Origin of the sequence: Paenibacillus aestuarii (genome assembly GCF_027789125.1) — a bacterium.
GTDB lineage: Bacteria > Bacillota > Bacilli > Paenibacillales > NBRC-103111 > Paenibacillus_E > Paenibacillus_E aestuarii.
Map to the genome: position 1 here is coordinate 80,473 of NZ_JAQFVF010000089.1, position 18,737 is coordinate 99,209.

Here is an 18,737-nt window from a genome sequence, read left to right on the forward strand (position 1 = left end):
AAGGATAGAAAGCGGGCAGTCAGGATGCGCACATCCCTACAGCGTCATGTTCCAAAAGCTCGTTTCGGAACATCCCGTTTCATTCATCGGCTACCTTGCCAGCCTCTCTGGACTGTTTTTAAAGGTACATATTCAATTGTTTAGTATTATGCCACTTTCGACAGGACATGTCAATACGTGATAGCTAATCTTTCTGTACATTTTTTTCATCCGGCTTGCTCTCTTCCCGATGTGCGACACACCACCCTTGCTCAAAGTCGCCGATTTGGGCAAGAATATCCAATAGCTGCCGCCTCATCTGCGGTGTCACACGCTCTAGCATCTTCTCGGACACTTGTCTGGAAGCTTCGCGTGCACGTATCAACAGTTCCGGGGCGTTCTCGGTCAGCTGCAGCAGTGTGGCGCGCCTGTCCGTCGGATCGGGAAGACGCATGAGCAAATTCTCTTTCTCTAAAGCATCTACAAATTGTGTGACCGTGATGGCCCTGATCCCCATTTTTGCAGCCAAATCATTCATACGTATCGGACCATGGTCGGATACAATTCCTAGTACCCTTAAGCGGGGCCCTGTTACATAGGAGGGAACCCCCATAGCCGTGGAACCCGTCTCATGGACGTGGCGTACAAAATGCGCGGTCCGGATGATCGCTTGGATGACCTCACCTGATGTGGGCACGCGCTCTCCGGTTGGCATTTGCGAATCCATATTGCAGCTCCTCCTTGACGATTGAAAAATGATTCTGTAAACTGAAAATAAAATACTAAGGTTACTTACTATAAGTATACTTCCATTTAATTATGTTACCGTATTTTTTATCATTTGCAAAGTGCAACTCCCTACATTCGAAGGAGGAAATCATGTTTAAACTGTTTCGGCTTCTGAAACCTTACAGGCTGCAGCTCACCGGCGTCGTTGTCTTCATGCTCATGCAATCGCTGGCGCAGCTGTACCTGCCGACGCTGCTGTCCGATATCGTCGATAACGGCGTCGTCAACGGAGACATCCCTTATATTCTGAAGTTCGGCGCCTATATGCTCGGCGTTGCGCTCAGCGCCACCGTCTGCGTCGTGATCGCCAGTTACCTGCTGGCCAGATCAGCCACCGGCTTTAGCCGGGATTTGCGCCGCAAAGTGTTCTCGCATGTCGAGAGCTTCTCGCTCGGCGAATTCGACAAGTTGAGCACGGCATCGCTCATCACGAGAACGACGAACGACATTCAGCAAGTGTCGCAAGTGCTCGTCATGATGCGGATGTTCATCGGCGCGCCAACGATGCTGGTCGGCGGCGTCATCATGGCGACGCTCAAAGATGCGAAGCTGGCTTTGGTCCTCATCTGCATTATTCCGATTCTTGCGATCGCCATTGTGGCGATTATGCGCAAAGGCATTCCACTGTTCAAAGCGCTGCAAGTCAAAATCGATCAGATCAACCTTGTGCTGCGCGAAAATTTGACCGGGATCCGGGTGATCCGGGCTTTCAACCGTTCTGCGCACGAGCAGCGTAAGTTCGAGAAGGCGAACACCGATTACACGCAAACTGCAATCAAAGTGAACATTATTATGTCCACTATGATGCCGCTGATGATGCTGGTGTTCAACCTGGGCGTTGTCGTTATTTTATGGTACGGCGGCATTCGCATCGATCATAATGATTTGCAAATCGGCGACCTGATGGCTTTCATCCAATATGCGATGCAAATTATGATGTCCATGTTTATGATGACGATGATCTTCGTCATGATTCCACGGGCATCGGCGTCTGGTGTGCGCATTAATGAAGTGCTGGATACGCAGTCGGCGATTCGCAATAGCGCATCGAGCGAAGCGCTGGCAGACGATGGCGCCGTCGAGTTCAGCGACGTGACGTTCAGCTACCCTGGCGCTGAGCAGCCGGCCGTCCGCGGGATCAGCTTCCGCGCAGAGCCCGGCCAAGTGACGGCGGTCATCGGCGGCACCGGCTCCGGCAAAACGACGCTGATGAATTTGCTGCTCCGCTTCTACGACGTCAGCAGCGGGCGAATCGAAATCGGCGGCAAGCCGATCCAAGCATTGGATCTGGAGGGCTTGCGCAGCCGCATCGGCTATGTGCCGCAGAAGGCCGTCCTCTTCTCCGGCACGGTTGCGGACAATATCCGATATGGGCAGGAAGAGGCAGCGGATGACGAGGTGCAGCGGGCTGCAAATATTGCTCAAGCCGCTGAATTTATCGCCGAGATGAAAGACGGCTACGATTCCGTCCTGGCGCAAGGCGGCAAAAACTTGTCCGGCGGGCAGAAGCAACGGCTGTCCATCGCCCGCGCCTTAGTGCGCAAACCTGACATCTACGTGTTCGATGACAGCTTCTCGGCGCTCGATTTCAAAACGGATGCCAAGCTCCGCGCAGCTTTGAAGGCTGAAGTTCAAGATGCGGCGTTCATTATCGTCGCCCAGCGGGTCAGTACAATCATGGATGCAGACCGCATCCTCGTCCTGGAGGACGGCGCGATGGCCGGGATCGGCACACATGCCGAGCTGATGCAATCCTGCAAGGTGTATCAGGAGATTGTCGCTTCCCAGCTGTCAGAGGAGGAAATCGCATGAGTGATAAACCGAACCAAAACCGCTCTGCTGGCATCAGCCCGGCGCATTTCGGCCGAGGCGGAATGGGCGCAATGGGGATGCCTGTGCAGAAGGCGAAAAACTTCAAAGCAACATTGAAACGGTTGCTAACCTACATGCTGCCATTTCGCAGACAGCTGGCTCTCGTTTTGTTAACGGCCGTACTAAGCACCTTGTTTAGCATCGTCGCCCCTAAACTGATGGGTCAAGCGACGACCACCTTATTTGAAGGCTCTATGGCGAAGATCAAAGGTGTTGCTGGCGCGAAGATTGACTTCGATACCATTATTCATATTGTTATTACGCTTGCCGTGCTGTACATTTTAAGCTCGCTCATGACATTCATACAGCAGCGGATCATGGTCGGCGTTACGCAGAAAATTGTATATAACCTGCGGGAGCAAATCAGCGCTAAGCTCTCTCGCGTGCCGCTCTCTTTCTTCGATTCGCGGAGTCAGGGCGATACGATGAGCCGGGCAACCAACGATGTCGATACGATCAGCTCCACCATGCAGCAAAGCTTGACGCAGCTGATCACCTCCCTCGTCACCCTGCTCGGGATCATCATTATGATGCTGACGATCAGCCCGCTTCTCACCTTGGTGACGCTTATTACATTACCGCTCAGCATCATGGGGACGAAGATGATCGCCTCCCGCTCGCAGCAATTTTTCAAAGGGCAGCAGCGGACGCTCGGCGAGTTGAACGGCCATGTGGAAGAAATGTATACAGGGCATACGATCGTCAAGGCGTTCGGCCATGAGCGCAAGTCGGTGGAGCGCTTTAATGAGATTAACGACCGCTTGTATCACAGCGGCTGGAAAGCGCAGTTTATTTCCGGGCTTATTTTCCCGCTAATGAGCTTTATCGGCAATATTGGCTACGTCTTCGTCAGTGTCATCGGCGGCGTGCTGGTGACCAATGGAGCGATTAAGATCGGGGATATTTTAGCCTTCATCCAATATTCCGGACAGTTCGGGATGCCGATCACCCAAGTCGCGAATATTGCCAACGTCATTCAATCGACCATTGCGGCGGCGGAGCGGATTTTTGAATTGTTGGATGAGCCGGAGGAAGTACAGGAGCGAACGGATGTTTCGATTACTAAACCGGTGCGCGGACATGTCACATTTGAGCACGTTGCTTTTTCCTACAAAGAAGATGCTCCGCTCATTACCGATATGAACATTGATGTGCAGCCAGGGCAAACTGTCGCGATCGTCGGGCCAACAGGCGCCGGCAAAACGACGATTGTCAACCTGCTGATGCGGTTCTATGAGCTGCGTGGCGGCCAGATCCGGATCGACGGCGTCGACACGCGGGACATGGCGCGCAGTGATCTGCGCGAATTGTTCGGCATGGTGCTGCAGGACACCTGGCTTTTCAACGGCACGATTCGCGATAACATTGCCTACGGCCGCGATCAGGCATCGGAAGATGACATCATCGCCGCAGCCAAAGCCGCTTATGCCGATCACTTTATTCGGACATTACCCGACGGCTATGACACGGTGCTGAATGAAGAAGCATCCAACCTGTCGCACGGGCAAAAGCAGCTGTTGACCATCGCGCGCGCAATCCTCGCCGATCCGGCGATCCTTATCCTCGATGAAGCGACGAGCAGCGTCGATACGCGAACCGAGGTTTCGATTCAAAAAGCGATGAACCATCTGATGGAAGGCCGCACCAGCTTCGTCATTGCGCACAGACTGTCGACCATTCGCGACGCCGACCTCATCCTGGTCATGAATCATGGTGCGGTGATCGAACAAGGGACGCACGAGCAGCTGCTGGAACAAAAAGGATTTTATGCAGACCTGTACAACAGCCAGTTTGCGCAGTCCGCAGCCATCACCCGCAACGTGGGGTAGCTCTCGCAGAATAACGTATCGCTGAGATATAGGATAAGAAAAGCGCTGTAAGGCGCTTTTTCTTGTTCATTAGCCTTCTTTTTCGACAAAAAAGGCAGCTTTTTGCTGAAACGGATTGGCTCAAGTGCTTGCTTTCTGCTAAGATAGGAGAGTTAGGAGACCATTTAAACCATTGAAGGAGAATGTAACCATGAGTGAAATGAATACCCTGGAAATTATTCAGTTTATCAAAGAAAGTAAAAAGAAAACCCCTGTTAAAGTTTACGTAAAAGGAAACCTCGAAGGCGTTAACTTCGGCGAAGGCAGCCAAAGCTTTATTTCGGGCGGCAGCGGCGTCGTATTTGGCGAATGGAGCGTGATCCAGCCTGTTCTGGAAGCGAACAAAGCGCAGATCGAGGATTTCGTCGTTGAAGCGGACCGCCGCAACTCGGCTATCCCGATGCTGGATCTGAAGCCAATCAATGCCCGCATCGAGCCAGGCGCAGTTATCCGCGACAAAGTACATATTGGCGATAACGCTGTAATTATGATGGGCGCCTTGATCAACATCGGCGCATCCGTAGGCGAAGGCACAATGATTGACATGAACGCTGTGCTTGGCGGCCGCGCGCAAGTCGGCAAAATGTGCCATATTGGCGCAGGCGCAGTAGTTGCAGGCGTCATCGAGCCACCTTCAGCGCAACCATGCGTGATCGAGGATGACGTTCTCGTAGGCGCGAACGCGGTAATCCTTGAAGGCGTACGCATCGGTAAAGGCTCCGTTGTCGCTGCCGGCGCAATCGTAACGCAAGACGTTGAAGAATACACCGTCGTTGCAGGCGCACCAGCCCGCGTCATTAAAAAAGTGGATGACAAAACAAAATCCAAAACGGAGATTTTAGCAGATCTTCGCACCCTGTAAGTTCTGGGAGGGACAAGCATGCTTAGCCCATTCGTCGAGCTGCGCCGCCAGCTTCACCAAATCCCTGAGCCCGGGTTCCAAGAATTCAAGACGCAGCAATTGCTCATGAATGTTCTTGCCGGGCTGCCGCAAGAGCGGCTGACGATACGCACATGGCGGACAGGCATTCTTGTGCATATCGCCGGTACGAATCCGACGAAGCGGTTCGGCTATCGCGCGGACATGGACGGGCTGCCGATCACGGAAGAGACCTCTCTTCCGTTCCCTTCGCAGCATCCCGGCTTCATGCATGCTTGCGGCCATGACCTGCACATGTCGATCGGCATGGGGATCGTCTCTCATTTTGCTCACGAGCCGATGAAGGATGATCTCGTTGTGCTGTTTCAACCTGCCGAAGAAGGTCCCGGCGGAGCATTACCAATGCTGGCTGCCGAAGAACTGCAGGATTGGAAGCCTAACCAGATCGTCGGGCTGCATATCGCCCCGGAGTATCCGGTCGGCACGATTGCTACGAAGCCGGAGATTTTGTTCGCCAATACGTCCGAGCTGTTCATTGATTTGCTTGGCAAAGGCGGGCATGCCGCCTACCCGCATCAAGCGAACGATATGATCATCGCGAGTACGCAAATGGTCGGTCAATTGCAGACGATCGTATCGCGCAACGTAAATCCGCTGGATTCCGCCGTCGTGACGATCGGAAAGATGGAAGCCGGCACGAAGCAGAACATCATCGCCGAGAAGGCGCGGCTGGAAGGTACGATCCGTACGCTATCCGCCGACTCCATGGGCAAAGTCAAAAAGCGCATCGAAGCGATTGCCGCCGGCATCGAAGCCTCATTCGAGTGCCAGGTTTCCATCGATTACGGTTCGAATTACCGCCAGGTCTATAATGATCCGGCGTTGACGAATGAGTTCATGGATTGGCTCCGCAGCAGCACCATCAGCGAAAGCGTACAGCTTATCGAGTGTACCGAAGCGATGACTGGTGAAGATTTCGGCTACTTCCTCGCGGAAATTCCCGGCTTCATGTTCTGGCTGGGTGTGGAGACGCCGCATGGTCTTCATCATGCCAAGCTGGAACCCGATGAGCGCGCCATCGAGCTTGCCATTGATACCGTGACCCGTTATTTGCTCTTCAAGTCAGGTGTATAAACAAATAAAAGCCTCCAATTCCCATCGTTTTCATGGGTGTTGGAGGCTTTTTGCTATGATTGCTTGCTATGATTGCTTTCCTATACCAGCTTGCTTACAAACCGTTCCACGCGGTCCAAGGCTTGCTCTAAAACTTCCTGCGAATACGCGTAAGAAATGCGCATATAGCCTTCTCCGTAAGCGGTAAAAGCATCCCCAGGCACAACGGCCACATGCTCTTCCTGAAGCAGCCTCATGGCAAATTCCTGCGACGAGAGCCCGAAACGGGCAATCGACGGGAATAAGTAAAAGGCGCCGTTCGGTTTATCCAACTCGAAGCCCATCGATTTCAGGCGCTCGTACACATAATCGCGGCGTGATACATAAGCTTCGCGCATCGGCAGCGCATCATCGATTCCATTCGTCAGTGCTTCCAACGCCGCGTATTGGCTGACGGAGCTGGCGCACGTGACGTTGTACTGGTGCACTTTGACCATGTGCTGGGTCAAGTAGGCTGGAGCGAATGTGAAGCCGATTCGCCATCCTGTCATCGCATGGGATTTGGATAGCCCATTGATGACAATCGTTTTCTCACGCAGCTTGCCGATTGTAGCAATCGAGCGATGCTGGTCTTCATAAACGAGTTCGCTATAGATCTCATCAGAGAGCACAAACAAGTCTTTATCCTCGAGCAAGCGGGCAAGATCCGCTAGTTCTTGCTCAGACAGCACCTGTCCTGTCGGGTTGGACGGGTAACAGAGTATGACGCAGCGCGTTTTGTCTGTCAGATGCGGCTCCAGCAGATCTGCGGTCAGCTTCAAGCCATTCTCTCTCGTGTCAACGTAGACAGGCACACCGCCGGCTAAGCGGATGAGCGGCTCATAGCCCGGATAGATCGGTGCAGGCAAAATAACTTCAGCGCCAGGCGTCAAAATCGTGCGCAGTGTAATATCCACCGCTTCACTCGCCCCCACCGTGACGATGATCTCATCAGCAGCACGATATTGTTGTCCGTATTTATGCAGAACGAATTGCGAAGCGGCTTCACGCAGTTCCAACAGACCCGGATTCGGCGTATAAACGGTTTTATTTTGCTCCAGCGCCCGTTGTCCGGCTTCAATTATGTGCCGCGGCGTCGGAAAATCCGGCTGGCCAATCGTCAACGTCAACGCACCGGGAATCGTGCTGACAAGGTTGGAAATTTTACGGATACCTGAAATTTGAATTTCTTTCACTTGCGGATTGATCAAATGTTCCATCAATTTCATTCCTCCCCCATGGATGAACGGTTCATTGACAATTCCAACTGGCTTTGCCATCCAACCGCGCAGATGAATTCGCAACTCGTTGACAATTCCATCTAGATTTTAAGTTGAAATTGCAACCTGTTGACAATTCCATCCAGATTTTTGAGCTGAAATTGCAACTAGGTTGTTCTCAACATGTGCAGCAAGTGCTCCATGTCCGCAGGCAGCGGCGCTTCAAATTGCAGCGTCTCGCCTGTTCTCGGGTGCACGAAGCCCAGTGCCGCGGCGTGAAGCGCTTGTCCGCTCGTCTCCATGGTGATCCCTTTGCCTCTCGCGCGCCCGTACATCGGGTCACCGACCAAGGGATGACCGATGAATTTCATATGCACGCGGATTTGGTGCGTCCGCCCCGTCTCCAGCTTCAACTCCACCAGCGTATTATCGGCGAACCGCTCCAGCACGACAAAATGCGTGACCGCATGCTTACTGTTCCGCTCCGTAACGGTGTACATCTTGCGGTCCTGCGTATCTCGGCCGATCGGCGCATCAATCGTTCCGTTCTCATGCTGAATGACGCCGTGGACGACAGCGATATATTTCCGGTGCACGGTATGCGCCTTGAGCTGCTCCGCCAAGCTCGCATGTGCTTTATCATTTTTGGCAGCCATAATGAGGCCTGAAGTGTCTTTGTCGATGCGGTGTACGATACCTGGGCGCAGCTCTCCGTTGATCCCTGACAAGTCCTTGCAATGGTGCATCAAGGCATTGACCAGTGTGCCTGAATAGTGGCCAGGCGCCGGGTGCACAACGAGCCCTCTTTGCTTATTCACCACAATAACATCTGAATCCTCATAAACGACATCCAAAGGGATATCCTCTGCCGCGAGTTCAACGCTGGACGGTTCGGGAATATCGAGCGCAATCACGTCATTCACCGAAAGTTTGTAGTTCGGTTTAATGAGCTTTCCATTCACTTGCACGTGCCCGTCTTTAACCCATTGCTGCACTTGCGTGCGGGATACTTCAATTTCAAGAGATTCTGTAATAAATTTATCGATTCGTTCACTCGCATATTGCGGATCAACCGTCCATTCCACTGTCTCGTTAGACACGGAATCAGGAGAGGTCTGGTTTGTGTTCATGTGTTGCTCCTTTTTTCTCTTTTCTCCATACAAGCAGCGACTCCAGGAAGATCAGAATCACGCCGATGACAATCGCCGAATCCGCCAGGTTGAAGATCGGATAGATGTAATAGATGGATTTGCCGAAAATATCAAAATCAAATGTCACCTGGATGAAATCCACCACTTCCCCGAACAAAGCTCGATCCAGGAAGTTACCTAACGCGCCGCCTAGCAGCAAACTAAGTGCAAAGGACAGCAGCACTTTTCCTTCGCGAATCGTCTTGCGTAAATACCAGAGAATCCCAATGACGACGATAACCGTAATAATGATGAAAAACCATCTTTGATTTTGTAAAATGCCGAAGGCAGCCCCGCGGTTGCGGTGCGAAGTGATCACAAGGAAATCTCCTAGAACCGGACGCTCTTCCCCGATCGGAATGCGCTTAACAATCACCCATTTAGCCGCTTGGTCCAGCAAAAATACGATTAACGCGTACAAATAATACTTTAAATACTTCACAAATGATCCTCCTTAAGGAGACCTCTTCTTAGAAGAGCAGTCTCGTTAGCTGAAGCTGATTTTGACCTTCACAAACTGTCCCTGTTATTCAAGGATTTACCTCACTAAAAAAAGCTTCCACTCGGCACTATAACGGTATGGATCATTCTGCAGGAAGGGAGCTGTGCCGACCATGAACCATTTAACCGAGCAGCAAATTAGAGAATTAAATCTGCAGCTACTGGAGGAAAAGCTAGATCTCGAACGGCATTTTGATTCGAATGATAACTTTGGCTTGTCCAACTCATTTATAGACAGTACCGGCGAGTTATCCATGTATGACAATCATCCCGGCGATGTGGCTTCAGAAATTTATGAGCGTGAAAAAGATATTTCCCTGCAAGAACATGCCTCATTTCATTTGACGCAAGTGAATGAAGCCTTAAAGCATATCGAGCAAGGCGATTATGGTACCTGCATATTCTGTCAAGCCCCGATCAGCTTTGAACGTCTCCAAGCGATACCGACGACGCTGTATTGTGTAGAACATGTCCCTGATCCGGAGCGTTCAGAACGCAGACCGATTGAAGAATCGTTCCTTCATCCGCCATTCGGCCGCACCAGCATGGACGAGCATGATAATGAGACCGAATTTGACGGTGAGGATGCTTGGCAAATCGTCGAAAGCTGGGGAACCTCCAACACGCCAGCATTTGCGGAGGACCCGAATGTTGAGAACTACAATGAAATGTACATCGAAGCAGATGAGCATGAAGGTTATGTCGAATCGTTCGAAAGCTTCGTGGCCACCGATTTGTACGGCGAACATGTGACCATCGTGCGCAGCAAAGCATACCGCGATTATATGCATAATGGTGAAGGAGATCCACTCTTGGAACCTGACACCAATGATGATCTCAACTAGCTGATCCTGCCCCGTCGCCCTATAGCTTCATGAATTACAAACGAGCTTCGCTATATAACGAGAGCTCGTTTGTTTATATTCACTTTTACTCGTGATAATGCGCCGTAACGACGTCATTGCATCGTACGCAGAGCGTTGGATGTTCCTTACTCTGCCCAACCTCAGGCGTCACTATCCAGCAGCGTTCGCACTTCTCCCCTTCGGCTACGGCAACCACAATCGCCGCTTCCTTCGATTGGAACGCGCCATCCGGCACTTGTGTTCCCGGCTGGTGCACTTCTACGGCAGAGACGATGAACAATTGATCCAATTGTTCGAATTGGCCGAGCAAGCTGTACAACCTCTCCGACGGATACAAATGAACGGCTGCGCTAAGCGAATTGCCAATCACTTTATCCTTGCGCGCTTCTTCCAGCGCCTTCAGCACTTCATCCCTGACATCAAGGAAGCTGTCCCACTTCTGTTCGAGCTCTTCGTTGTACAGGTGAGCCGCGGCTTCCGGCAGCTCAGCGATTTGCACCGTGCTCAACCCCACTCCTGGAATATACCTCCAAACCTCATCGGCCGTATGTGGCAAAATCGGTGAAATCAGCTTTGTGATGGCGATAAGCGCATCGTACAGCACCGTTTGTGAAGCTTTACGAGCGGCATCATGCGGTGCACCGGCATAGAGGCGGTCTTTGATGACATCCAAATAGAACGAGCTCATCTCTACCGCACAGAAATGGTGAATCGATTGGTACACGACATGGAATTCATAGTTGTCATACGCTTTAATGACTTTTTCCACCATGCGGTTCAGGCGAATCCATGCGTAACGGTCAAGCTCAGACAAGTTCTCCACAGCCACACGGTCAGTTGCCGGGTTGAAATGGCTCAAGTTCCCGAGCAAGAAACGCAGCGTATTGCGGATTTTCCGGTAAACCTCTGTCGTTTGGTTCAAAATATTATCCGAAATCCGGTGGTCCGATTGGTAGTCCACGGAAGATACCCATAAGCGCAAAATATCGGCGCCTAATTTACCAGCCACTTGCGTCGGATCGATGGTGTTCCCGATTGATTTAGACATTTTGCGACCTTCACCGTCAAGCGTAAAGCCGTGACTCAAAATGCCTTTGTACGGCGCTTGACCTTTCGTCGCAACCCCGGTGATCAACGAGGAGTTGAACCAGCCGCGATATTGGTCGGAACCTTCCAGATACAGGTCAGCAGGCCACTGCAGATCTGAGCGGGCTTCCAACACGCCTGCGTGCGAAGAACCGGAATCGAACCATACGTCCATGATGTCCGTTTCTTTACGGAAGTCGCCATGACCGCATTTTGCGCAAGTCGTGCCATGCGGCAGAAGCTCCTTCTCATCTTTAATAAACCATGCGTTCGATCCTTCTTGCGCGAACAGCTGTGCTACATGTTCAATCGTTTGCTCATTGACCAACGGTTCGTTACAGCTGCGGCAGTAGAAAATCGGAATCGGTACGCCCCATGCACGCTGACGGGAAATACACCAGTCACCGCGCTCGGCGATCATGTTGTGCAGGCGAACTTCACCCCATGTTGGCGTCCAGTTCACTTTTTTGATCTCTTCCAACATTTCATTTCGGAATTTATCAATGGAAGCAAACCATTGCTCAGTCGCGCGGTAAATGACCGGCTTCTTCGTGCGCCAGTCATGCGCGTATTGGTGCTTGATCTCGCCGGCATGCAGCAGCAAGCCAATTTCCTGCAGCTTCTCCATAACGAGCTTGCCGCCTTTTTCATAGAACAGGCCTTCAAAGCCAGGCGCCTCCGCCGTAAAATGACCTTGATCATCCACTGGGCACAGCACGCCGATATGATAACGCTGGCCGATGATGAAGTCGTCTTCCCCGTGGCCAGGCGCTGTATGGACGCAGCCCGTACCGGCTTCCAGCGTCACGTGTTCGCCAGTCATGACGAGCGACTCGCGGTCGTAGAACGGATGCTGGCAAGTCACATACTCCAGCTCGCTGCCTTTGATGGTGGACAGTACTTCAAAGTCCGTCCAGCCCATTTCTTTCGCCGCCGTCTCGAGCAAGCCTTGCGCCAAAACGTATTTCTTGCCGTTCACTTGCACTACCGCATAATCGAATTCAGGGTGTACGGAAATACCTAAGTTCGCTGGCAATGTCCAAGGCGTTGTCGTCCAAATGACGATAGCAGCGTCTTGCGGCAGCTTGCCTTTGCCGTCTTTAACTGGAAACGCGACATAAATCGAAGAGGAAGTCTTCTCCTTATATTCAATCTCAGCCTCTGCAAGCGCACTCTCGGAAGAAGGAGACCAGTATACAGGCTTCAATCCTTTGTAAATGTAGCCTTTTTGCACCATTTTTCCGAACACGCGAATTTGTTGGGCTTCATACTGAGGCTGCAAAGTGATGTACGGATTGTTCCAATCCCCGCGAATACCGAGGCGTTTGAACTGGCCTTTTTGCTTTTCCACCCACTGCAGCGCATACTCTTCGCAGTATTTGCGGAATTCGGACACGGACATTTTTTTGCGGTCCACTTTGCCGCTGTTCGTGATCGCTTGCTCGATCGGCAAACCGTGCGTATCCCATCCCGGAACATACGGCGCATCGTAGCCTTGCAGCGTTTTGAAACGGACGATAATGTCCTTCAGCACTTTATTCAAGGCATGTCCGATATGAATATCACCATTGGCGTAAGGAGGCCCATCATGCAAAACAAACTTGTTGCGGCCTTTACGGCTCTCCTCCACTTGTGCGTAGATGTCATCGGCTTCCCAACGCTCTTGAATTTTGGGCTCCGCCTGAGGCAGATTGCCTCTCATCGGGAATTCCGTTTGCAATAGATTTAATGTTTTACCATAATCCACTTCAATCACTCCATTCCTGCCCGCTAAGCATCAATGCTTCTTATGTGACAGTTTATTTGAAAATAAAAAAAGCCCTCATCCCCATAAGGGACGAGAAGCTTATCTCGCGGTACCACCCTCGTTAAAAAGTGCAGGATCATCCATCTAAGATGCCCCACTGCAACTCTTTCACTCGATCATGGATAACGGCATGACCCGATACTCTCTACTTGATTCAAGAGACGCTCCTGGGGGATATTCGGCTCGCTGCAGTCATTAGGCTCACACCATTACCCTAATTCGCTGACACTGCGGTTACGACCTACTTGTTCCAGTCATCGCTTTACTATCGATACATTTAACTGGAGTATACCGAATTCGACAGGCATAGTCAATATAACGTCTCTCCAAGAGGCATCAGCGGCGACATACTACGCTTCTTGTTGATCAATTTGCATTTGCATGCTCTGCCAACCTTCGTTGTTCAGCAGCTCCAACTGAGCCTCCAATAGCGTCCGGAAACGTGTGCGGTAAATGGAAGCTTGCTTCTTCAACTCTTCGATTTCCAGCGCTACCTTACGGGAGCGGCCTAACGATTCGTTAATGATCCGGTCTGCATTCTTCTCCGCTTCTTTCAGAATGAGCTGCGCTTCCTTCTTCGAGTTATTCTTCACTTCATCGGCGGCTTCCTGAGCGATGATAATCGTTTTGCTCAATGTTTCCTCAATATTGGAAAAATGATCCAAACGTTCTTGCAACGTTAAGGCTTGATTCTGCAATTCTTTATTCTCACGAATGAGCGCCTCATAGTCCTTAATAACTTGATCGAGAAATTCATTCACCTGATCTTCGTCATAACCACGGAACGAGCGGGAAAACTCCTTGTTATGTATGTCAAGCGGTGTCAATGGCATGCGGTGCCCCTCCTTAGAGTATTCGTAGAAACTTGCCTTCGCAGCATGATTTCTTAGTTATAAGATCAGTTCGACAGAAACCAATTAATTCCTGCAACGTTCGAGGAATTTTCGTCTAATATTATGCATATCTGCCGATCTTCACACGAATTCGCCCTTTCTTGGTGACACCTTCGACTTCAAGTACCTTAAATCTTCCAAATCCTTGCAGCGACACGATATCGCCTTCTTTCAGCGGCTTGCTCGGGTCTTCCTCCACTTTCCAGTTGACTCGGCAGCGGCCAGCTTGAATCGGAATGAGCACTTTCGCCCTGCTCAAGCGGAAAACGTCGCTGACGATCCCGTCCATCCGCAGCGATGCCACCGACAGTTGGAGCTCATCCAACTGCACCTTGGCCGTCTGCAGCCGGTCCAGGGGGAGCAGCTCTGTCTGCACATGAACTCTGTGCACTTGCGACAGGTTCATGTGGAGGTAATCCGCCGATTCGCTCGTCACGAGAAAATGGCAGCCCCCTTCTAAAACATGAATATCGCCAACCTTGTCCCGCTTCATGCCAAGACCAAGAATGGCGCCCATGTAATCCCCATGTTCCAATGTCAAAAACTTTGCGTCGGCTGACGTTACGGACAGCACGAGGATGCCCATGTCCTCCCCGTCAAGCGTCCGGTAGTCCGGCGCAATGAGTGCCCGCTTCCGTTCCGCTTCCGGATACCCGCCGTCCAGGCGGCAGTGGACATCCGGATGCCTGTTCACAAGCGTCGATAAAATGAAAGCTTGCCTCGGATCCAGAAAGTCGGTCAGCTTGACGGCATGCTGGTTGGCGGCGCGTTCTAACCAATCGAGTGCCTTATCAACGAAATGATGCTCATCTGGATGAAAATGATGATAGATTTCTTTGTTCAAGTTAGAACACTCCAAGAATAAAACCAATCACAGCTTCGATGCCCTGCACGACAAAGTTGAGCGCAATCAGCGCAACGATCGGCGAAAGATCGATAAAACCGATGCTTGGTATGATTTTGCGGAACGGGCGTAAATAAGGCTCAACCAGTTTCCCCAGCAACCCGCCGATAAAGCTGTCGCGCGCATTGGGAAACCATGACAAAATTAAATATCCAATAATCATGAAATAATAAATTTCTTCTAAAACGCCAAGATAATAGTGAACGTAGATCACGTATGCATTCACCTCTATGTCTATATCAGGATATGGCGTCTATTCCTCGCTAATATAATCGGATATGTGACCGTGAATATCGACCGAATCCGGTGTGCACAGGAAAATATTCGGTCCAAGCTTGGAAATTGACCCATTTAAAGCATATACGGTCCCGCTTAAGAAATCCACAATACGGACAGCCTGATCCCCGCGAACGCGCTGCAGGTTCACAACGACGGCTCTGCGGGAGCGAAGGTGGTCGGCGATGTCCTGCGTTTCTTCATAAGTGCGGGGCTCGCTGAGCACAACGCGCGCATTTTTCTGCGAATGAATGCTGACAACATTGTTAGCCTTACTTTTATTACGCAGCTCGTAAGGATTGGTTTCAGGCTCTTCAGGCGTCTCGACGATCCGCTCGCGCTCGACGATCTCCTCTTCTTCCTGCAGCCCTAAAAAGTTCATAAACTTGTTCATGACACCCATGATAATCCCTCCTTGTCCATAACAGCCTATATGACAACGTTATAACTCTTTGCCCACTAGAACGGTGCCCAGCCGAATCCATGTAGCGCCTTCTTCGATCGCTACTTCAAAGTCCCCGGACATGCCCATGGACAATTCTGTGATTGCATAGGGGAATATGTGTTGCTTGTTCAAACGGTCCCGCAGCTCCCGCAATCCGCGAAATACCGGACGCGTCTGCTCGGCTTCCGCTTCATAAGGTGCCATGGTCATGAGCCCAGCGATATGTATGTGTTTCAGTTGGCTTACTTCCGCCGCAAATTCCATGACTTGCTCAGGCTGCAAGCCGTATTTGGATTCCTCGCCGGATATGTTCACTTGCAGCAGACAGTTGGTCTGAATGCCGAGAGCGGCCGCCTGCTTGTCTATTTCTTTGGCGAGCGACATTCGGTCAAGCGAATGGATGTAAGCAAATTTCCCGATCACATCCTTCACTTTGTTCGTCTGCAAATGGCCGATGAAATGCCATGTCCCCCGATCGTGCAAAGCTTCCCATTTCGGCTTCACATCCTGCCAACGGTTCTCGCCGATGTGGAGCAATCCCTCATCCAGCACCGCCCTTGTCGTCTCCAGTGAGACATATTTGGTTACGGCGATGGTCTTGACTTCATCTGTTTGTCTTCCTGCACGCTCGCAAGCTGCTGCGATGCGTGTCTTCACTTCCTCTATGCGTGCTTGTAAACTCATCTGGTAATGCCACCTCAATTCCACACCAGCCGGAAGGACTTCTCTGACTAAGCTAAGCATCTTAATCAAGTAAGTCCAATCCAAGCCACCATTCTTCCGGTCGATCCGCCTTCTTTTCGATGTGAAAAGAACTTATCGGTTCTACAGCTCGTACATAACTGAGTTACTTCGATATGGGACGACAAAATTCCTGCTTGACGAATCAATATTCGGTTCAATTCTTGCAGATTCAGCATATACTTCCCGTCGCCTTTGGCATTCAGAACGCCTTCGACTTCTAACTCCGGCATTTCGTTCAGCACTTCCCGCACTCGCGAAGCGACGGTTTCATCGACCTCATAGCAGCAAACACCGATCGACGGTCCAATCGCTGCGCGAATATGCTCCGGCCGACTACCAAAAGTATGCGTCATTGAGGATATTGTAGCCATGGAAATTTTTAGCACCGTGCCTTTCCAACCGGCATGCGCGAGCCCAATCACACCTTCGACAGGGTCATAGAAGTAAAGCGGCACGCAATCAGCGAACTGTGCGCATAGCATAATCCCCTTCTCGTTCGTGATGAAGCCGTCCTTCGCTTGAATCGCCGATTCCCTGGACAGCCGGCCCTTCCCTTTGTCCTGCTCGCCGACAACGATAATTTCATGGCTATGCACTTGCTCTGCATAAGTGAAAGCCTCAAACGGCTGACCAAGCGCGTCTGCGAGGCGCTCTCTATTCCTCACAACATCCTCCGGCAGATCGTTCACATGCAGCCCGCAATTCAGTGAGCTGTAAGGCGCACGGCTTACACCGCCGAGCCGCGATGTAAAACCGGCTGTCAAACCAGGGTATTCGTCCATCCATTTCTTTATCGTAAACAGCTCAGGCTGATCTTCTTCTTTCTTATATTCCACAAATGGTTCCATGCCTGTCGCTCCTCATCCCCTCATTCTATCTCTTACTTTACCATAAAATGAAAAGACACACGATAGATGCTTGGATCTGCCGATATGCAGCAGCCCAGCACGTGTGTCTGGCATTAATTGCGAAATTGCCGGTTGTACTCATACACCTGCTCATTATTTTCTTCCGTTTGGCGGTAGGGCCTTGCGTCTTCGATCTTGACGAGCACGACATCCGCCCCGATTTTCACAATATGCTTCCATGGAATGATGACATCTGTCCCGGAACCGAACAATCCGAAGAAACGGCTTTGATTCGGAACCACAATCGACTCGATGCGGCCCTGTCGCAGGTCCAGCTCCAAGTCACTAATTTGGCCGAGTTTCTTGCCGTCTACAATGTTGATGACATCCTTTGTCTGGAAATCGGATATTTTCATGAGGCTCATCACCACGAATCTTCAAAGGATTTGGTCTTGCTTAGTACTAGTATATGTCTGTCAGGGGCAAAATGTCCTGCCCCATAAAAAAAGACCTTCACAGCTTGTCCAGCCGTTGAAGGTCTTTGGCATTTATGACTTTACGTGTTTCTGCATTTGCGAGATGGCTGATTTCTCCAGCCTGGACACTTGGGCTTGCGAGATACCGATCTCATCCGCCACTTCCATTTGCGTCTTGCCTTCGAAAAAGCGCATGGATAAGATCATTTTCTCCCTGGCATTCAGTTTGCGCATCGCCTCTCTGAGGGCAATCCCCTCAATCCAGGACATATCTTTGTTGCGTTCGTCGCTGATTTGATCCATGACATAGATCGGATCTCCGCCGTCATGGTAGATCGGCTCGAAGAGCGAGACAGGATCCTGGATCGCATCCAGCGCAAAGACCACATCTTCTTTGGGCACATTCAGCGCTTCCGAGATTTCATAAATTGTCGGTTCGCGTGAATTCTGATTGGTCAGACTATCTCTGACCTGAAGCGCCTTGTAAGCAATATCTCTTAAGGATCGAGAGACGCGAATCGGGTTGTTGTCGCGCAAGTAGCGGCGAATCTCTCCGATAATCATCGGTACAGCATACGTAGAAAATTTTACATTTTGTCCCAAATCGAAGTTATCAATGGCTTTCATTAACCCAATACATCCAACCTGGAAGAGATCGTCCACATATTCTCCGCGGTTATTGAACCGTTGGATGACACTGAGCACCAATCTCAAATTGCCATTTACTAATTTCTCTCTTGCAGCTCGCTCCTGTTTGGTCTGCAGCTCAGCAAATAATTCGCGCATTTCGGCATTGGTCAGAACAGGCAGTTTGGCGGTATCAACACCACATATCTCGACTTTATTTCGGGTCACCGTGATTACCTCCCAAGGAGAAACATTAATGTTAATTATCCCCCTGAGTCATTGATTTATTCGTCCCCTAACCCCCGCGAAGCCAC

18 protein-coding genes and 1 other annotated feature are annotated in these 18,737 nt (G+C 50.9%); of the genes, 5 read left to right on the forward strand and 13 right to left on the reverse strand.

The features are described from left to right. Window positions 1-184: 184 nt before the first annotated feature. Window positions 185-706 carry a MarR family winged helix-turn-helix transcriptional regulator gene (locus O9139_RS30225; protein WP_270885455.1) on the reverse strand — a complete coding sequence of 174 codons (522 nt, stop codon included), beginning with the start codon at window positions 704-706 and terminating at the stop codon, window positions 185-187. A 152-nt stretch (window positions 707-858) separates the two neighbouring features. Between O9139_RS30225 and O9139_RS30230 the strand changes: the two genes are divergently transcribed. The 4 genes from O9139_RS30230 to O9139_RS30245 all read left to right on the forward strand — a co-directional run bounded on the left by O9139_RS30230 (window position 859) and on the right by O9139_RS30245 (window position 6,522). After that, the gene (locus tag O9139_RS30230) at window positions 859-2,580 is read left to right on the forward strand and encodes an ABC transporter ATP-binding protein (protein ID WP_270885456.1); all 1,722 of its coding nucleotides are present in this window, start codon (window positions 859-861) and stop codon (window positions 2,578-2,580) included. Further along, the gene (locus tag O9139_RS30235; RefSeq protein WP_270885457.1) at window positions 2,577-4,469 is read left to right on the forward strand and encodes an ABC transporter ATP-binding protein; all 1,893 of its coding nucleotides are present in this window, start codon (window positions 2,577-2,579) and stop codon (window positions 4,467-4,469) included. The genes O9139_RS30230 and O9139_RS30235 overlap by 4 nt, the downstream gene beginning before the upstream one ends. A gap of 190 nt (window positions 4,470-4,659) precedes the next feature. After that, entirely contained in the window at window positions 4,660-5,370 is a 711-nt protein-coding gene (gene dapD, locus O9139_RS30240; protein ID WP_270885458.1) for a 2,3,4,5-tetrahydropyridine-2,6-dicarboxylate N-acetyltransferase, read from the forward strand. 18 nt (window positions 5,371-5,388) lie between these two features. Then, window positions 5,389-6,522: an N-acetyldiaminopimelate deacetylase gene (locus O9139_RS30245; protein WP_270885459.1), complete on the forward strand. Its 1,134-nt coding sequence runs from the start codon at window positions 5,389-5,391 to the stop codon at window positions 6,520-6,522. An 80-nt stretch (window positions 6,523-6,602) separates the two neighbouring features. Here the strand turns inward: O9139_RS30245 and O9139_RS30250 are convergent, their stop codons facing one another. The 3 genes from O9139_RS30250 to lspA all read right to left on the reverse strand — a co-directional run bounded on the left by O9139_RS30250 (window position 6,603) and on the right by lspA (window position 9,392). Continuing rightward, window positions 6,603-7,760 carry an aminotransferase A gene (locus O9139_RS30250; protein WP_270885460.1) on the reverse strand — a complete coding sequence of 386 codons (1,158 nt, stop codon included), beginning with the start codon at window positions 7,758-7,760 and terminating at the stop codon, window positions 6,603-6,605. 167 nt (window positions 7,761-7,927) lie between these two features. Next, window positions 7,928-8,890, reverse strand: a complete 963-nt coding sequence (locus O9139_RS30255; RefSeq protein ID WP_270885461.1) for an RluA family pseudouridine synthase — start codon at window positions 8,888-8,890, stop codon at window positions 7,928-7,930. Next, on the reverse strand, window positions 8,865-9,392 hold the full coding sequence (gene lspA, locus O9139_RS30260) for a signal peptidase II (protein ID WP_270885462.1): 528 nt from the start codon (window positions 9,390-9,392) through the stop codon (window positions 8,865-8,867). Before lspA ends, O9139_RS30255 begins: the two co-directional genes overlap by 26 nt. 172 nt (window positions 9,393-9,564) lie before the next feature. Here lspA and O9139_RS30265 point away from each other — a divergent pair, with 172 nt between their 5' ends. Continuing rightward, window positions 9,565-10,296 carry a TraR/DksA C4-type zinc finger protein gene (locus O9139_RS30265; protein WP_270885463.1) on the forward strand — a complete coding sequence of 244 codons (732 nt, stop codon included), beginning with the start codon at window positions 9,565-9,567 and terminating at the stop codon, window positions 10,294-10,296. 85 nt (window positions 10,297-10,381) lie between these two features. On the opposite strand, the gene ileS is transcribed toward O9139_RS30265, so the two are convergent. From ileS to sigG, 9 genes are all read right to left on the reverse strand, one after another. Then, window positions 10,382-13,150, reverse strand: coding sequence for an isoleucine--tRNA ligase (gene ileS / locus O9139_RS30270; protein WP_270885464.1), 2,769 nt, complete (start codon window positions 13,148-13,150; stop codon window positions 10,382-10,384). 83 nt (window positions 13,151-13,233) lie between these two features. Next, window positions 13,234-13,477: a binding site (T-box leader), on the reverse strand. Between the two features lie 83 nt (window positions 13,478-13,560). Further along, window positions 13,561-14,043 (reverse strand): DivIVA domain-containing protein, encoded by a 483-nt coding sequence (locus O9139_RS30275; RefSeq protein WP_270885465.1) that lies wholly within the window; start codon window positions 14,041-14,043, stop codon window positions 13,561-13,563. Between the two features lie 121 nt (window positions 14,044-14,164). Then, window positions 14,165-14,947, reverse strand: a complete 783-nt coding sequence (locus tag O9139_RS30280; RefSeq protein WP_270885466.1) for a YlmH family RNA-binding protein — start codon at window positions 14,945-14,947, stop codon at window positions 14,165-14,167. A gap of 1 nt (window position 14,948) precedes the next feature. Next, window positions 14,949-15,218, reverse strand: coding sequence for a YggT family protein (locus O9139_RS30285; protein ID WP_377525562.1), 270 nt, complete (start codon window positions 15,216-15,218; stop codon window positions 14,949-14,951). Between the two features lie 42 nt (window positions 15,219-15,260). Continuing rightward, a complete protein-coding gene (locus O9139_RS30290) occupies window positions 15,261-15,686 on the reverse strand; it encodes a cell division protein SepF (protein ID WP_270885468.1) in 426 nt (141 codons plus the stop codon). Between the two features lie 39 nt (window positions 15,687-15,725). Next, complete coding sequence (locus tag O9139_RS30295) at window positions 15,726-16,412, reverse strand: YggS family pyridoxal phosphate-dependent enzyme (RefSeq protein ID WP_270885469.1); 687 nt, start codon at window positions 16,410-16,412, stop codon at window positions 15,726-15,728. 65 nt (window positions 16,413-16,477) lie between these two features. Beyond that, entirely contained in the window at window positions 16,478-17,320 is an 843-nt protein-coding gene (pgeF, locus tag O9139_RS30300) for a peptidoglycan editing factor PgeF (protein ID WP_270885470.1), read from the reverse strand. Window positions 17,321-17,433: 113 nt separating this feature from the next. Further along, window positions 17,434-17,736, reverse strand: coding sequence for a YlmC/YmxH family sporulation protein (locus tag O9139_RS30305; protein ID WP_270885471.1), 303 nt, complete (start codon window positions 17,734-17,736; stop codon window positions 17,434-17,436). A 132-nt stretch (window positions 17,737-17,868) separates the two neighbouring features. Further along, complete coding sequence (sigG, locus tag O9139_RS30310) at window positions 17,869-18,651, reverse strand: RNA polymerase sporulation sigma factor SigG (RefSeq protein ID WP_270885472.1); 783 nt, start codon at window positions 18,649-18,651, stop codon at window positions 17,869-17,871. Between the last annotated feature and the right edge of the window lie 86 nt (window positions 18,652-18,737).